The sequence below is a fragment of the Leucobacter sp. genome (assembly GCF_053528595.1).
This window is the reverse complement of record NZ_JAIVPF010000094.1, coordinates 18,237-34,247: the sequence shown is the minus strand read 5'-3', so window position 1 is coordinate 34,247 and position 16,011 is coordinate 18,237. Positions and strand designations below refer to the sequence as shown.

Below are 16,011 nucleotides of genomic sequence, written 5' to 3'. Positions count from 1 at the left end.
CCACACACACGAAACCCTCAAGGAGTCAACGATGTCTCTCGTATCAACGGCGCGGAGAGCCGCAGTGGCAGGAATCGCAGCGGCGGCGCTCGCGCTCGGGCTGGCCGGCTGCGGAGCGATCACCACGGGCGACGAGCCCGCATCGGCGGACGGCTTCCAGCTCGCCGATCACATCCAGCAGAGGATCGACGACGGCGAGGAGCTGCGCATCAAGCTCAGCTACCACGACCCGTCGCTCGCGTTCGCCACGCCGATCAGCGCAGGCATGGAGCGCGCCGGCGAGGAGTTCGGCGTCGGCGTGCAGCTCATCGGGCCGACCGGCGGCGACGCGGCGAAGCAGGTCGCCGAGCTCCAGACGGCGATCCAGCAGAAGACGGTCGACGGTCTTGCGGTCTCCTCCGCCTCGAGCGATGCGCTCAAGCCCGTGATCGAGCAGGCCTACAACGCGGGCATCCCGATCATCTCGTTCAACACCGACAACCCCGACTCGAAGCAGATGGGCTTCGTGGGGCAGGACCTCACCGCCTCGGGCCGGGCCCAGGCGGAGGAGCTCGTCGCGGTGCTCGGCGAGGAGGCGACGGGCAAGGTCGTGGTCTTCTCCCTCGACACCGGCGCCGGGTGGTCCCACGATCGCTTCGGAGGGTTCGAAGAGGGGCTGTCCGGGACGGACCTCGAGATCGTCGGCCCGGTGAACGTCGGCAACGAGCCGAACGCCGCCTACAACACCGTCGAGTCGACCATGGCCGGTCAGTCGGACGTGGTCGCGATCGCGGGCCTCGACTGCTGCTCGACCACAGCCGCGGCCCAGTGGGTGCAGCAGTCGGGAAGCTCCGGGGAGATCGTCATGGTCGGCTTCGATCTGCTGCCGCAGACCGCCGAGTTCGTCGAGGACGGCATCGTCACCTTCACCATCAGCCAGAACCCCGAGGAGCAGGGATACCAGGCGGTGAAGACCCTCTTCGACTTCCTGACCGACGGGACCGAGATCACCGGCGTCGACACCGGGGCGCAGTTCATCACGAAGGAGAACCTGGCCGAGGCGACGGTCGAGGGCTGAGCGTCGGCGCGGAGCCGGTGATCCAGGAATGAGGAGACGAACGTGACGCAGATCCACCCCGCGGTGCGGGTGAGCGACGTGAGCCGGGCATTCGGGCCGGTGCGGGCGCTCGAAGGCGTGAGCTTCGACGTGCCCGAGGGGCAGGTCACCGCCCTGCTCGGGGAGAACGGAGCCGGCAAGTCGACGCTGCTCAAGATCCTCGCGGGCCTGCAGCCGCCGAGCAGCGGGACGGTGGAGGTGTTCGGAGAGCCGATCGAGTCCTTCGATCCCAACACCGTGCTCTCGAAGCACAGCGTGGCCATCGTTCCGCAGGAGCTCTCGCTCCTGCCCGACCGCACGGTCGCCGAGAACGTCCTCGTCGGAGTGGAACCCGGCAACCGGTGGTTCCCCTCGAAGACGGGGATGCGTCAGCGCACCGCGGAACTGCTCGCGGAGCTCGATCTCGACATCGACCCGTCCACGGTGGTGCGGGACCTCGACCTCGCGAAGCAGCAGCTCGTCGTGGTCGCCCGGTCGATCGCGCGGGGCTGCCGGGTGCTCATCCTCGACGAGCCCACCGCGATGCTCACGCCGGCCGAGGCGGATCGGCTGTTCGCTCTCATGGGAAAGCTGAAGCGCGCGGGTACGACGATGATCTACGTCTCGCACCGGATGCCGGAGGTGTTCGAACTGTGCGACCAGATCGAGGTGCTTCGCGACGGCCGGCACGTGGCGTCCGCGCGTCGCACCGAGATCACGCCCCAGCGGGCGGTGGCCGCGATGGTGGGTCGCGAGCTGGGACAGTTCACGACCCGGTCCGAGCAGGGCTCGACGGCGCGGACCGACGAACCGGCGGCGCTCGAGATCGAGCGCCTCGCGGGCAGGGGCCACGAGGATGTCAGCCTCTCGGTGAGGCCGGGGGAGATCCTCGGCATCGCCGGACTGCCCGATTCGGGACGGGTCGAGCTGCTGCAGAACGTCTTCGGCGGTCGAGCGGGCCGTTCCGGAACGGTGCGGGTGCTGGGGGAGGAGTACGCGCAGAGATCGCCGATCGCCAGCGTCGAGCGGCGCCTCGCGTTCGTGCCGGGCGAACGCCGGGCCCAGGGACTGCTCACGACGATGAGCGTCGCCGAGAACATCGGAGTCCTCACCGCCCGAGCGCTGACGAGGCTCGGCCTGATCCGGCGCCGCGAATTCGACCGCAGGGCGCGGGAGCAGGCCTCCAGGCTGCGGGTGAAGACCGCGACCATGGGGCAGGACATCACCTCCCTCTCGGGCGGGAACCAGCAGAAGGCCATGCTCGGCCGCTGGCTCGCCATCGATCCAGGGGTGATCATGCTCGACGAGCCCACGCGGGGCGTCGACGTGGGCGCCAAGGCCGAGATCTACGAGCTGCTGTTCGAGCTCGCGGCGCAGGGGGTCGGCATCCTCTGCTCGTCATCCGATCTCCCCGAGCTGCTGACGATCACCGACCGCATCGCCGTCATGCGAGAGGGGCGACTCGCCTCCGTGATCGAGACCGGCACCGCCACCGAGGAATCCATCATGGCGCTGGCCACCGGCGCCGCCGAATCCGTCGCGTAACGCGGCTGAGAGGAGAACACCCATGAAGAGATCAGGCATTCTCAACGACCGCCTCAGCGCGGCGCTCGCGACGCTGGGGCACACCGATCTGGTCCTCGTCGTCGACGCCGGGTTCCCGATCCCCCGCCAGGCGGATCGCATCGACCTCGCGATCGCCGAGAATCTCCCCGACCTGCGCACCGTGCTCGAGCTCATCTCCCGCGAGCTGGTCGTGGAAGGGGTGGTGCGCGCCGAGGACGTGGTCACGCACAACCCCCGCCTCGACGAGTGGCTGCAGGGGACCTTCACCGGCGCCGAGTTCTCCACGCGCACCCACGCGGACATGCTCGGTGAGCTCGCCCGGCAGGCGAAGGTCGTCGTGCGCACCGGAGCCTTCGAGCCGTGGGGCAACGTCGGGCTGTTCTGCGGTGTCGACGTCCCCAGGTGGTTCGGCGGCGAGGGTGTGGTCGTGCCCGACTACTACGCCGACAAGCTCTAGCCTCCGCTGTCCCGGCGAGGCCCAACGAATGAAGAAAAGAGATCAGACATTGTCCAGTGCAGAGGAACTCACGCTCGCCCCCGCGGAGATGGCGCCCTACATCCAGCACACGCTCATCGACGCCGGGATCACGAGGGAGCGCATGATCGCCCACGCCCGTGAGGCGGTGGAGCACGGCTTCAACGCCGCGATGGTGCCGGCGTCGTGGGTGGCGCTCGTGGCATCGGAGCTGGCGGGCACCGGCGTCGGGATCGCGTCGGCGCTCGACTTCCCCACCGTCGGCGTCATGACCAGCGCGGGCAAGGCCGCCGAGGCGGCCGAGATCGCCCGGCTCGGCGCGACGCAGCTGGACATCGGCGTGCAGATCGGCTGGCTCAAGAGCGGCATGTACGACGAGTTCCGGGAGGACATCGCCGGCGTGGTGCGCGCGAGCGGGATCCCGGTCAAGGTGATGCTCGAGCTGCCGCTGCTCACCGAGGCGGAGCGCGAGGCGGCCGTCGAACTGTCGCAGGAAGCCGGAGCGGCGTACCTGAAGAACGCGAGCAGCGGTCAGATCGAGACCGCGAACCCGGAGAGCGTGCGCTACCTCGTGGAGCGCGCGAGGGAGGGAGTGCTCGTCAAGGCCTCGGGCTCGATCAAGAGCTATGAGCAGGGACTCGGCCTGCTCCGCGCCGGCGCGGTGCTGCTCGGCACCAGCGCAGGACTCGCGATCATCTCCGACACGGGCGACGACGAGACCGAGAGCTACTGACGCGCCGCGGCGCGGCCCACCGCCCCGGTTGGACAACCCGACCGGGGCGGTGGTATCCAGGGAACACGACGAGCGAGGGGAGGTGAGCGTGAGCACGATCGACCGTGACGCCCCCGTGGCCATCCACACGCAGATCTCGGATCGGATCAGACTCAAGATCGCGTCGGGGGAGTGGCCGCCCCACTACCGGTTGAAGAGCGAACCCGAGCTGGCCCAGGACTGGGGCGTGAGCCGCGGAACGCTGCGACGGGCGATGACGACCCTGATCGGTGAGGGGCTGCTCCGCCAGGTGCGCGGTCGCGGCACCTTCGTCACCTCGACGGTCATCGAGCCGGCGATCGCGCAGAAGCTGACCACGCTCACCGAGGACTTCGCGCATCAGCGGATCGTCACCGAGACGACCGTGCTCGCCTGCGAGCTCATCGACCCGCCGAAGCCCGTTGCGGCCCTGCTGGAGGTGAGCCCGGGCGGCAGGGTGCTGCGGCTCGCACGCGTGCGCAGCACCGATCAGGGGCCCGTCGCCCTGCTGCACAACTACGTCCGCGCCGACATCGCCCCGGGGATCGAGGCGCAGGACTTCGCGACGCACAGCCTCTTCGGGGTGCTGGAGGAGATGTACAGCCTGAAGATCGCCTCGGCCCGGCGAACGTTCAGCGCGGAGGCGGCCGCCCCCGACGTCTCGGTCGCGCTCGAGCTCGCCGAGGGCGCTCCGGTCCAGTACCTGCAGCAGATCACCTATCTCGACGACGACCGGCCGGTGGAGTACTCGGACGTGTGGATCCACAGCGGACGGCTGCAGGTGACCTCGCTCCTGTCGCGCCGCTGAGCGGGTCGCGGCTCAGAGCAGGTGGCCGCCCCCGGTCACCTTCATCCGGTTCACGAGGTTCTTGACGTCCTGCGCGCGGCTCTTGGACGTGACCAGCAGCACGTCGGCCGTGTCGACCACCACCACGTCCTCGACGCCCACGAGCGCCACGAGGCGGTCGCTCTCGGAGACCACGATGCCGCTCGACGCGTCCGAGAGCACCTGGGCCCCGTCGCCGAGCACGGCGAGGTCGCTGCCCCGGCCGCGGGTCAGCAGATTGGCCACCGAGGCGAAGTCGCCCACGTCGTCCCAGTCGAAGTGGGCCGCGACGCACACCATCTTGCCCGCGGCCGCGGCGGGCTCGGCCACGGTGTAGTCGATCGCGATCTTCGGCAGCGCCGGCCACAGCCGCTCCCGCACCTCGGCGCCGCGCTCCGTGTTCCACGTGGCGGCGATCTCGCGCAGCGAGCGCACGAGTTCGGGCTCGGCGAGCGCCATCTGATCGAGCAGCACGGTCGCGCGGGCGATGAACATGCCCGCGTTCCAGAGGTAGCCGCCGTGCGCCAGGTACTCGCCGGCCTGCGCGGCGTCGGGCTTCTCGACGAACTCGGTCACGTCGTAGACGTCGAAGGGGGCCAGATCGCCGCGGGCCTTCCCGCACGAGATGTAGCCGAAACCGGTGGCCGGATGCGAAGGGTGGATCCCGATCGTCGCGATGTAGCCCTGGTCGGCGGCCTGCACCGCCGTGGTCACCGCGCGCTGGAACAGCACGTCGCCGCGGATCACGTGGTCGGCCGCGAACGACCCGAGGATCGCGTCGGGGTCGCGCAGCTCGAGCAGTGCTGCGGCGAGCCCGATGGCGGCCGAGGAGTCCTTGGGCTCGCTCTCGGTGATGAGGTTCTCGGAGAGCAGCTCGGGCAGCTGCTCGACCACGGAGTCGCGGTGGGACACCCCCGTCACCACGAGGATGCGCTCGGCCGGCGCGATGGGGGAGAGGCGATCCCAGGTGGCCCGCAGCAGGGAGTCGCCCGAGCCGGTGAGGTCGAGCAGGAACTTCGGGGCGTTGGCCCGCGAGAGCGGCCAGAGCCGGGAGCCGACGCCGCCCGCCGGGATGACGCAGGTGAAGCTCTCGAGGGCTGGCGTGCTGCTGGTGGCCTCAGTCATGCGATACAGACTACCGGCGGGAGGCGGGCGAGGGCCGGGTGCCCGCACGCCTCGGGCGGGGTCGGTGGTCCCAGCGTCCGGCGAGAGCTCGGGGACGTCCCCGCCCGGCTCGTCCCGCGCGGGCTCGCGGGACGTTCGTCCGGTCCTCCTGCGCGGGTTCGCGAGTCGCGGGATCCGCGTGCCCCGGATTCTGCGACCGCGCGGAGCGCGACGAACCTCGCATCGGACGAGCCGTCGGCGCGGCCGCTCCCGCGGAATCATCTGATGATTCCGCCGTTCCGCTGGCCGGTCGGCCGTGCCGAGGAGCCTGTGGAATGGTGCCATAATGGATGCGGCGGATTCCCAGCAACGCCCTGTGCGGAGTGCACTCGAGTTCGCTGGGACCGCGTTGTCAGCCGGGGAGCAGTGCTCGTCGAAGCAGGACCAAGGAGGAAGCCCGTGTCAGCCCAAACGGCAGAGGTCGCACCCGCGGCGAAGCAGAAGAGCCGCCCGGGCGGTACGCTCTATCGCGGCAACGAGGGCATGTGGTCCTGGGTGCTGCACCGCATCACGGGCGTCGCCATCTTCTTCTTCCTGCTCGTGCACGTGCTCGACACCGCGCTCATCCGCGTCAGCCCCGAGGCCTACAACGCGGTGATGCACACCTACAAGACCCCGATCATGGGCCTCGGCGAGGCCGCCCTGGTCGCGGCGATCGTCTTCCACGCCTACAACGGCATCCGCATCATCCTCGTCGACTACTGGCGCAAGGGTGCGCAGTACCAGCGCGTGATGTTCTGGGTCGTGATCGCGGCCTGGGCCATCACGATGGCCGGCTTCCTGCCGCGTCACCTGATGAACGTGTTCGGGCACTGAGCGTAGGGAGAGCAGAGACATGACGATGACGATTGACGCCCCGCGTTCGAAGACCCCCGCGAAGAAGCGCACCAACTGGGAGAAGTGGGGCTGGATCTACATGCGCGTCTCGGGCGTGCTGCTCCTGGTGCTCGTGTTCGGCCACCTCGCCTCGAACCTGCTGCTCACCGAGGGCGGCGTGCACGCCATCAACTTCGGGTTCGTGGCGGGCAAGCTCGCGAGCCCGTTCTGGCAGATCTGGGACACGCTGCTGCTGTGGCTGGCGCTCATCCACGGCGCCAACGGCATGCGCACGATCGTGAACGACTACGTCGAGCGCCCCGGCCTCGCGAAGACCTTCAAGGTGCTGCTGTTCCTCTCGGCGGCCCTCCTGATCCTCCTCGGCACCTTCGTGATCTACACGCTCGACCCGTGCCCGGCCGGCGCCGATCCTTCGCTCGTCGCCTCCTTCTGCAACGCGTCGTAACGGGCAGCCCGGGCGCATCGCAGACTTTTCGAACCGAAGAATAGGACTCTCGTGACCACAGACACCCACCAGGGCGAGGAAGTGACCGTCAAGGACGGCGTCATCTACCACCAGTTCGACGTCGTGATCGTCGGAGCGGGCGGCGCGGGCATGCGCGCCGCGATCGAGGCCGCTCCCAAGGCCAAGACGGCGGTCATCACCAAGCTCTACCCCACTCGATCGCACACGGGCGCGGCGCAGGGCGGCATGGCCGCGGCGCTCGCCAACGTCGAGGAGGACAACTGGGAGTGGCACACCTTCGACACCGTCAAGGGCGGCGACTACCTCGTCGACCAGGACGCCGCAGAGATCCTCGCCCGTGAGGCCATCGACGCGGTCATCGACCTCGAGAACATGGGCCTGCCGTTCAACCGCACGCCCGAGGGCAAGATCGACCAGCGGCGCTTCGGCGGCCACACCCGCGACCACGGCAAGGCGGCGGTGCGCCGCGCGTGCTACGCGGCCGACCGCACCGGGCACATGATCCTGCAGACGCTCTTCCAGAACTGCGTGAAGCTCGGCGTCAACTTCTTCAACGAGTACTACGTGCTCGATCTCGTCATGACCGAGACCGACGGAAAGAAGCGCCCCTCGGGTGTGGTCGCCTACGAGCTGGCCACCGGCGATCTGCACGTCTTCCAGGCCAAGTCGATCGTCTTCGCCACGGGCGGCTTCGGCAAGATCTTCAAGACCACCTCGAACGCGCACACGCTCACGGGCGACGGCGTCGGGATCATCTGGCGCAAGGGCCTGCCGCTCGAGGACATGGAGTTCTACCAGTTCCACCCGACCGGCCTCGCCGGCCTCGGCATCCTGCTCACCGAGGGCGCGCGCGGCGAGGGTGCGATCCTGCGCAACGCCTCGGGCGAGCGCTTCATGGAGCGCTACGCCCCCACCATCAAGGACCTGGCGCCCCGCGACATCGTGGCCCGCTCGATGGTGCAGGAGGTGCTCGACGGCCGCGGCGCCGGCCCGCACAAGGACTACGTCTACCTCGACTGCACCCACCTGGGCGCCGAGGTGCTCGAGACCAAGCTGCCCGACATCACCGAGTTCGCCCGCACCTACCTGGGCGTCGATCCCGTCACCGAGCCGGTGCCCGTGTTCCCCACGGCGCACTACGCGATGGGCGGCATCCCCACGAACAACGACGCCGAGGTGCTGAGCGACAACACCACGGTCGTCCCGGGCCTCTACGCCGCCGGCGAGTGCGCCTGCGTCTCCGTGCACGGCTCCAACCGCCTCGGCACCAACTCGCTGCTCGACATCAACGTGTTCGGCAAGCGCAGCGGTAACAACGCCGCGGACTACGCGAACCGCGCCGAGTTCGTGCCGCTGCCCGAGGATCCCGCCAAGGAGGTCCGCGAGCTGGTCGACGGCTTCCGCACCGGCAGCGGCACCGAGCGCATCGCCGATCTGCGCCGCGAGCTGCAGGAGGCGATGGACCGCGGGGCCCAGGTGTTCCGCACGGAGGAGTCGCTGACCGAGGTGCTCGGGGTGATCCACGATCTGCGCGTGCGCTACATGAACGTGGGTGTGCAGGACCGCGGCAAGCGCTACAACACCGACCTGCTCGAGGCGATCGAGCTCGGCTTCCTGCTCGACCTCGCCGAGGTGCTCACCTACACGGCCCGCAACCGCCGCGAGAGCCGCGGCGGCCACATGCGCGACGACTACCCGCAGCGCGACGACGAGCAGTACATGCAGCACACGATGGCGTACCTCTCGGGCGACCCGCACTCGCCGAACCCCGAGGACCACATCCGCCTGGACTGGAAGCCGGTGGTCGTCACGAAGAACGAGCAGGGCGAGTTGAGGTACCCGCCCCTGGAGAGGAAGTACTAGGCGATGAGCACTGCAACCGCTGAAGCGACGGTCACGGAAGCCCCCGAGGCGCCGAAGCCGTTCACGGTCACCCTCCTCGTCCGGCGATTCAACCCCGAGTCGGGGCGCGACGCCTACTGGGAGGACTTCGACGTCGAGATGTATCCGACGGATCGCATCCTCGACGCCCTGCACCGCATCAAGTGGGATCAGGACGGATCGCTCGCCTTCCGCCGCTCCTGCGCGCACGGCATCTGCGGATCCGACGCGATGCGGATCAACGGGCGCAACCGCCTGGCCTGCAAGACGCTGATCAAGGACCTCGACATCTCGAAGCCGATCTACGTCGAGGCCATCAAGGGCCTGCCCCTCGAGAAGGACCTGATCGTCGACATGGAGCCCTTCTTCGCGGCCTACCGCGAGGTGCAGCCGTTCCTCGTCTCGAACACCGCCCCGGAGCCCGGCAAGGAGCGCATCCAGTCGATCGAGGACCGCGAGCGCTTCGACGACACCACGAAGTGCATCCTGTGCGCGGCGTGCACCACCTCGTGCCCCGTGTTCTGGACCGACGGGCAGTACTTCGGCCCCGCCGCGATCGTCAACGCACACCGCTTCATCTTCGACTCGCGCGATGAGAACGCGCAGGTGCGCCTCGACATCCTCAACGACACCGAGGGCGTGTGGCGCTGCCGCACCACCTTCAACTGCACCGACGCGTGCCCGCGCGGCATCCAGGTGACGAAGGCGATCGCCGAGGTGAAGGCCGCGATCCGCACCGGCAGGACCGCCTGACGCGCGTTCCGGCCGACCCGGTGCCCGCTAGCATGGGCACATGACGACGCCCCGTGATCCCTCACCGCCCCGCGCGGATGAGGGATCCGGGGCGTCGCGCGTTTCGGAGCTGGTGTCGGAGGGCAAGCAGCGCTGGGCCTGGGTGCAGCGACTGCGCCCGTGGCGCACCTTCTCGCACTTCACCGATGTGGGGGGCAGCGTGCTCTCCGGGGGGATGAGCTACCAGGCGCTGTTCGCCGTCTTCGCCGGACTCTGGGTGGGCTTCGGCATCTTCGGCATCGTGCTGCGGGGCCGCCCCGAGCTGCTCGACTCGCTCGTGACCCAGATCAACACCTTCGTGCCGGGGCTGCTCGGGGAGAACGGGACGGGCGCCGTGCCGCTCGGCACACTGCTGGAGGCCCGGGCGCTCGACTGGACGAGTGTGGTGGCGGGCGTCTCGCTGCTGTGGGTGGCCCTCAACTGGTTCACCGGCACCCGCCGCTCGATCCGCATCATCTTCGGCCTCGAGGTGAAGCAGTACCGCAACGCGGTGCTGCTCAAACTGCGCGACTTCGTACTGGCGATCTGCTTCTTCGCGGCCATCCTCGTATCCGCCGCGCTGACCGTCCTCAGCTCGAACCTCACCGAACTCGTGTTCTCGTGGATCGGCGCGGATCCCGACAACTGGTTCCTCTGCTGGCTGGGCACGCTGGTGCGCTACGGGGCGATGCTGGTGTTCGACATCCTGGTGCTCGTCGCCATGCACCGCTTCCTCGCGGAGGTGCGCGTGCCGTGGTGGAAGCTCATCCGCGGCTGCAGCCTCGGAGGCCTCGCGCTGCTCGGCTTGAAGGTGCTCGGCAACGCGCTGCTCGGCGGCGCGTCGAGCAACCCGCTGCTCGCCTCGTTCGCGGTGTTCGTGGGCCTGCTGCTGTGGTTCAACCTGATCTGCCGCACGCTGCTGCTCACCTCCGCGTGGATCGCCACCGGCATGGACCGCACGAAGGGGTTGCCCGACCGGGAGGCGGCGGACTAGGCGATCGAGCCCGGCGCGCCCCGCAGACCGGGCGCCTCCGGCAGATCGGGCGCCTCCGGTAGATCGGGTGTCTACGGCAGGCAGTCGGCGTCATTCGGCTCGATCGCCGTCCAGGGGGTCTGCCGGCCGTCGGCCGTGGAAAGCTGGATCTCGACGACCGCGTCGTGCAGCTCGCCGTCGACGAGGCCGTCCCACTGCGAGAACGGGGTCAGCGGGTGGCTCGACCACCACCAGTTCTTGCGCTGGGTCTCCATGGCCTCGGGCAGGAGGACGGGGGCCTGCGGCGCCTGCGTCACCCGTGCGCGGACGGTGCCGGGCTCCGAGGTCCTGCCCCAGATGTAGTAGTGCGCCGCATCCCCCTGGCGCGTCCAGCAGCCGGAGTCGAAGAGGAACGCCGGCGTCTCACCGCCGGAGGCGTCGCTGTCGCCCGTCGCGTCGGCGCCGTCTGCGTCGGCACCGTCCGCGTCGGCGTCTGCGCCGTCCGCGTCGGCACCGCCGGACGCGTTCGCACTCGCACTGCTGTCGGATCCGCTGCCGGAGCCGCTGTCCGCATCCGCGCCGTTCGCGTCGGAGGCGCTGTCGGCCCGTGCGCCGGAGCGCGCATCTCCGCCGCTGTTCGCGTTCGCCCGCGAGCCGCTGTTCCCGCTCGCGGTGCCGTCCGCAGCCGCGGTGCTCGATCCGCCGGCCCGGCCGTCGGCGCCCGAGCCGGATCCGGATCCGCCGGATCCTGACCCGCCTGAGCCGCCCGAACCTCCGGCATCCCCGTCGGCGCGTGCCGAGGCCGACGCGTCGGAGGACGCGGAGGCGCTCGCGCCGGAGACCGCTCCCGGCTCCTCGCGCGACGACTGCGTATCCGGCTTCGACCGCACCGGGGAGGCCTTCCCGGTATCGGCGTCCGCGGGGCCCGCGGGGTCCGCGGTCGCGGGGGGAGCGGAGACCGTCGTGGCCTCGGCGGCCGGCAGCGGATCGGACGAGCGGAGGACTCCCGACATGAGGAGCGCCGTGCCGCCGATGGCCACCGCGGCGACCGCCGCGGTGATCAGCACGGCCGGCGCCGCGATCAGACCCGCGCTCGCACCGATCGCCGCCGTCCCGGCCGCCGTTCCGCCCGAGGCGGTGCCGGCCGCTCCGGTGCCCGTGCTCGTCGCTCCGGCGGAGGAGACGGCTGCGGAGGCCGCCGCGACGGGACCGAGCCCCTCGAGGAGCGCGAGGGCGGGGCCGGCGCCGAGCAGCACGCCGGCGATGACGAGCGCGAGCTGTCGGTTGAGCGCCGAGTACTCGGCCGCGGCCTTCGAGCAGGAGTCGCAGGTCTCGAGGTGGGCGGCCACGTCGCGGCTCGCCGCCCGGGTGAGCTTCCCGCGCTGGTAGCGCTGCAGGTGCTGCAGCGTGGACCGGCACGCGGCCGCGGCGAGCTCGCGGTTGACGTGCGCCTCGACCCAGGCCGACTGCAGCGCCTCGCGGGCGCGGGCCGCCAGCGCAGACACGCCGTTCGCCGAGATCCCGAGCAGCTTCGCCGCCTCCCGGGGAGGCAGGCCCTCGACCTCCGTGTACCACAGCACCGCCTGCCAGCGCTCGGTGAGGGTCGAGAACGCCTGCGAGGCCGCATTCAGGTCGAACGCGCCGTCCTCCCAGGGGCCGGCCTCGGTGAGGGCCGGGATCTCGTCGAGCGCCTCGGTCGTGTACTCGGGCAGCCGCCACCAATCCGCGGCGATCGAGCGGATCACCTGGTAGAGGTACGGGCGGAACGCGCCGCGCGGGCCGCGGCCGTCGCGCGTGAGCTCGAAGATCCGCAGGTAGGCCTCCGACACGAGGTCGTCCGGGCTGAACCGCGGCGCCAGGTTGCGCGCCGCCACGATGCCGGCGCGGCGGTGCCGCTCCCACAGCTCCGCGAAGGCGTCCGAGTCGCCGCTCCTGCAGCGATCCAGCAGCTCCTCATCCGAGGGCGCGCTCCAAGACGAACGTGGCATCCGAGTCCTCTCCAAACCCGTCGCCGCGCGGCATGCGCGCAGCAAGGACACCCCCGACCGCCGACGCCGGTGCGTCGCGCTTCAACCCCTCCTTCTAGTATCGACTGTTTTTCCGCTGTTCGCTTCCTGGGGGCGGCATTTTCGAATTTTCTTCGAAACGCGCGTCACGATCCGGGCGATTCCCCGTGTTATGAGAGTGCCCGGCTCCTGAGCTGATCCCCTGCAGTAACCCCTCAGCTCAGGAGCCGGGCCTCATTCTCGGGCGAGCTCCGCCCAGGCGGCCGGGATCGCCTCGGCGATGTCGAGTGCGGCGACGGGTCCGCCGGCGCCGGAGGCGTCGGTGTCGCCGGAGGCGGTGCGCGCCGCTCCGTCGTGCAGCAGCGCGGCCGTGGCGCCGATCGGGATGAGCAGCTCGGGGTCCGCGCGCACCTCCTCCGCGCGTGCGGCGACGAGCGCTCCGAGGATCCCCGCGAGCACGTCGCCGGTCCCCGCCGTCGCGAGCCAGGGAGTGGCCGGCCCGCAGCTGAGCGAGCGCCCCGCGGGGGAGGCGAGGATCGTCACCGATCCCTTGAGCAGCAGCACCGCCCCGAGCCGTTCGGCCAGCCGCAGGGCGGCCCCGCAGCGGAGCGCGGTCGCGCGGGACCCGTCGACCGCCTCCGCCTCGTCGGGTGCACCCGCGGCCGGCGCTCCGTGCGCCGCGGGCGGGCGGGCGGTCCAGCCGGTCGGCAGCGGCTCGCGGAACGCATCCTCCCAGAGACGCTCGAACTCCCCGGCGTGCGGGGTGAGGATCGCGGGTGCCCGGCGGCTCCCGGCGCGGTTCGCCTCGCCCGCGAGCCCGAGGGCGCCCGCGTCGATCACCGCCGGGGCCGGTCCGCCCAGCAGTTCCAGGAGCGCCTCGCGCTCCTCGGCCGAGCGCACGTCGGGATCGGTGCCCGAACCGATCACCCAGGCGTCGCAGGGCCGGCCGGCCGCCTCGCCGAAGACGGTCTCGGGGCGCGCCGCGAGCACCGCAGCGGCGGGGTGCGGCAGCCCGAGCGGGGCGGGGCCGTGCTCGAGCGGCGGCACGTAGCGGAGCAGCCCGGCTCCGGTGCGCCAGGCCGCCGAGACCCCGAGCACGGCTGCGCCGGGGTATCGGAGGGTGCCGGTGCGCATGCCCAGCACGCCGCGCCGGTACTTGTCGTCGGCCGTACTCGGGCGCCGCAGCCACGCGGCCGCGTGCTCCCGGGTCCAGCGCTCGATCATGATTCCGGGGTCTCCGCGAGACCCGGGGACGGGTGCGCGTCGTCGGCCGTGCTCTCCTGCAGGCCCCCCAGATACGCCCGCACGCCGGCCTCCAGCGCGCGGAGCGAGCGCTCCGCGGCCTTGCGGCGCCTCTTCGCGGATCCCTCGTCGCTGAAGGTGTCGAGGTACACCTTCAGCTTGGGCTCGGTGCCGCTGGGGCGGATCATGACGCGCGATCCGTCCTCGAGGTCGTAGCGCAGCACGTCGGCCGGCACCGCCGCCGCGTGCGGCGCGAGCAGGTCCCGCGTCTCCGCCACACGGACATCGCCGAACTCCCGCGGCGGGTCCCGGCGCACGCGCGCCGCGAGCGAGGAGGCCGCGGGCATCGACTCCAGGCGCAGCGTCACCTGCGCGCTCGCGAAGTGTCCGAAGCGTTCGCTCGCCTCGTCGAGCAGATCCCACACCGTACGGTTCTCCGAGGCCAGCTCGCGCACCATCGCGATGGCGTCGGCGCTCGCCGAGATCCCGTCCTTGTCGCGCACGATGTCGGGGTGGGTGAGGTAGCCGAGGGCCTCCTCGAAGCCGAAGATCAGCCGCGGCACCCGCGAGACCCACTTGAACCCCGAGAGCGTCTCGGCGTAGTCCAGGCCGTAGTCGCGGGCGACCGCGCGGAGGGCGGGCGACGAGACGATGGTGCAGGCGAGGGAGCCCGACGGTCGCGATCCCGACAGGGCCGCCGCGGCCCGGGCGCGCTCGGCGGCGCGCCAGCCGAGCAGCAGACCCAGCTCGTTGCCCGTGAGGCGGCGGAACCCGGAGCCCTCTCCGCGGTGGGGCAGCGCGATGGCCAGACGGTCCGCGTCGGGGTCGTGCGCGACGACCAGGTCCGCGTCGGCCTCGCGCGCCGCGCGGAAGGCGAGATCCAGCGCCCCCGGCTCCTCCGGGTTGGGGAACGACACGGTGGGGAAGGCGCCGTCGGGGCGATCCTGCTGCTTCACCGGGATGACCCGCGGCAGGCCGGCGGCGGCGAAGACCCGGCGCGCGATCTCCGAGCCCACGCCGTGCATGGCCGTGTAGACGACGGTGAGCGGGGTGTCGGCGCCGATCGCGGTGCCGGGGGAGTCCGGGCGCTGGGGCAGGCCCGCGAGCACGGCCGCCGCGGTCTCCGCGACGTAGGCGGTGACGACTCCGGGGCCCAGCACCGTGTAATCGGTCGAGCGGGGGATCCCGGCGACCGGGATCGCGGCGACGGCGTCGATGTGCGCAGCGATCTCGCCGTCGGCCGGCGGCACGATCTGCGAACCCGCGTCGGCGTCGCCCAGGTACACCTTGTAGCCGTTGTCGCGCGGCGGGTTGTGGCTCGCGGTGATCATGACCCCGGCCGAGACGCCGAGGTGGCGCACCGCGAAGGCGGTGAGCGGGGTGGGCCCGGGCTCGGGCAGCAGGAACACGCGCACGCCGGCGCCGGCCATGACCTCGGCGGTGTCGCGGGCGAAGACGTCGGAGTTGACCCGGCCGTCGTAGCCGATGACGATCGAGGGCGGATCGTCGGTGGCGTGCTGCGCCGCGCGCTCGAGGAGATAGGCCGCGAAGCCCGCGCTGGTCTGCGAGACGACGACGCGGTTCATGCGCCGCGGCCCGGCTCCCAGCCGTCCGCGCAGGCCCGCCGTTCCGAACGCGAGACGTCCGCCGAAGGCGTCCTCGAGCTCCGCGATCGCCTCGTCCCGTCCGTCGCGGGCGCCCGCGATGAGCCGTCGCGCCTCCGCGCGGGTCTCGGGATCGATATCCTGCGCGGCCCACTCGCCGGCGCGAGCGATGATCCGCTCGTGCTCGTCCTCCAGCGGTGCCGTCGAACCCGCGTCGCCCGCAGGCGACGTCCCCGTACCGGGCAGTCTCATCGCTGTCGCTCCCTCCCCCCCGGCCTGCGCCGGAGTGTTCTCAAGCTACCACCCGAGCTCGGGTCCGCGTGCCAGGTACGGATGTGCCGCTCCCGCGCCGCTCGTCCTCCCAGACGCCGCGG

14 protein-coding genes are annotated in these 16,011 nt (G+C 71.2%); 10 read left to right on the top strand and 4 right to left on the bottom strand.

Features of this window, described 5'->3' with window-relative positions:
* Window positions 1-64 precede the first annotated feature (64 nt).
* From ACWKZU_RS18640 to ACWKZU_RS18620, 5 genes are all read left to right on the top strand, one after another.
* Window positions 65-1,057 (top strand): sugar ABC transporter substrate-binding protein, encoded by a 993-nt coding sequence (locus tag ACWKZU_RS18640; RefSeq protein WP_449283838.1) that lies wholly within the window; start codon window positions 65-67, stop codon window positions 1,055-1,057.
* A gap of 42 nt (window positions 1,058-1,099) precedes the next feature.
* Window positions 1,100-2,620 (top strand): sugar ABC transporter ATP-binding protein, encoded by a 1,521-nt coding sequence (locus tag ACWKZU_RS18635; protein WP_449283837.1) that lies wholly within the window; start codon window positions 1,100-1,102, stop codon window positions 2,618-2,620.
* A 22-nt stretch (window positions 2,621-2,642) separates the two neighbouring features.
* Window positions 2,643-3,098 (top strand): D-ribose pyranase, encoded by a 456-nt coding sequence (gene rbsD, locus ACWKZU_RS18630; protein ID WP_449283836.1) that lies wholly within the window; start codon window positions 2,643-2,645, stop codon window positions 3,096-3,098.
* 49 nt (window positions 3,099-3,147) lie between these two features.
* Entirely contained in the window at window positions 3,148-3,849 is a 702-nt protein-coding gene (deoC, locus tag ACWKZU_RS18625; RefSeq protein WP_449283835.1) for a deoxyribose-phosphate aldolase, read from the top strand.
* An 88-nt stretch (window positions 3,850-3,937) separates the two neighbouring features.
* Window positions 3,938-4,675, top strand: a complete 738-nt coding sequence (locus ACWKZU_RS18620; RefSeq protein WP_449283834.1) for a GntR family transcriptional regulator — start codon at window positions 3,938-3,940, stop codon at window positions 4,673-4,675.
* 12 nt (window positions 4,676-4,687) lie between these two features.
* On the opposite strand, the gene ACWKZU_RS18615 is transcribed toward ACWKZU_RS18620, so the two are convergent.
* Window positions 4,688-5,818 (bottom strand): mannose-1-phosphate guanylyltransferase, encoded by a 1,131-nt coding sequence (locus ACWKZU_RS18615; RefSeq protein ID WP_449283833.1) that lies wholly within the window; start codon window positions 5,816-5,818, stop codon window positions 4,688-4,690.
* A gap of 438 nt (window positions 5,819-6,256) precedes the next feature.
* Here ACWKZU_RS18615 and sdhC point away from each other — a divergent pair, with 438 nt between their 5' ends.
* Genes sdhC through ACWKZU_RS18590 form a run of 5 tightly spaced genes read left to right on the top strand, consistent with a single transcriptional unit; the run spans window position 6,257 to window position 10,806 of the window.
* Window positions 6,257-6,673, top strand: coding sequence for a succinate dehydrogenase, cytochrome b556 subunit (gene sdhC / locus ACWKZU_RS18610; RefSeq protein WP_075201080.1), 417 nt, complete (start codon window positions 6,257-6,259; stop codon window positions 6,671-6,673).
* A gap of 19 nt (window positions 6,674-6,692) precedes the next feature.
* Window positions 6,693-7,139: a succinate dehydrogenase hydrophobic membrane anchor subunit gene (locus ACWKZU_RS18605; protein ID WP_449283832.1), complete on the top strand. Its 447-nt coding sequence runs from the start codon at window positions 6,693-6,695 to the stop codon at window positions 7,137-7,139.
* A 51-nt stretch (window positions 7,140-7,190) separates the two neighbouring features.
* A complete protein-coding gene (sdhA, locus tag ACWKZU_RS18600; protein ID WP_449283831.1) occupies window positions 7,191-9,023 on the top strand; it encodes a succinate dehydrogenase flavoprotein subunit in 1,833 nt (610 codons plus the stop codon).
* Window positions 9,024-9,026: 3 nt separating this feature from the next.
* The gene (locus ACWKZU_RS18595; RefSeq protein WP_449283830.1) at window positions 9,027-9,794 is read left to right on the top strand and encodes a succinate dehydrogenase iron-sulfur subunit; all 768 of its coding nucleotides are present in this window, start codon (window positions 9,027-9,029) and stop codon (window positions 9,792-9,794) included.
* Between the two features lie 40 nt (window positions 9,795-9,834).
* Complete coding sequence (locus ACWKZU_RS18590) at window positions 9,835-10,806, top strand: YihY/virulence factor BrkB family protein (RefSeq protein ID WP_449283829.1); 972 nt, start codon at window positions 9,835-9,837, stop codon at window positions 10,804-10,806.
* A 71-nt stretch (window positions 10,807-10,877) separates the two neighbouring features.
* On the opposite strand, the gene ACWKZU_RS18585 is transcribed toward ACWKZU_RS18590, so the two are convergent.
* The 3 genes from ACWKZU_RS18585 to ACWKZU_RS18575 form a co-directional block, all read right to left on the bottom strand.
* The gene (locus ACWKZU_RS18585) at window positions 10,878-12,773 is read right to left on the bottom strand and encodes a sigma-70 family RNA polymerase sigma factor (RefSeq protein ID WP_449283828.1); all 1,896 of its coding nucleotides are present in this window, start codon (window positions 12,771-12,773) and stop codon (window positions 10,878-10,880) included.
* A 252-nt stretch (window positions 12,774-13,025) separates the two neighbouring features.
* Window positions 13,026-14,015, bottom strand: a complete 990-nt coding sequence (locus ACWKZU_RS18580; protein WP_449283827.1) for an ADP-dependent NAD(P)H-hydrate dehydratase — start codon at window positions 14,013-14,015, stop codon at window positions 13,026-13,028.
* On the bottom strand, window positions 14,012-15,889 hold the full coding sequence (locus ACWKZU_RS18575) for a phospho-sugar mutase (RefSeq protein WP_449283826.1): 1,878 nt from the start codon (window positions 15,887-15,889) through the stop codon (window positions 14,012-14,014). The genes ACWKZU_RS18580 and ACWKZU_RS18575 overlap by 4 nt, the downstream gene beginning before the upstream one ends.
* Between the last annotated feature and the right edge of the window lie 122 nt (window positions 15,890-16,011).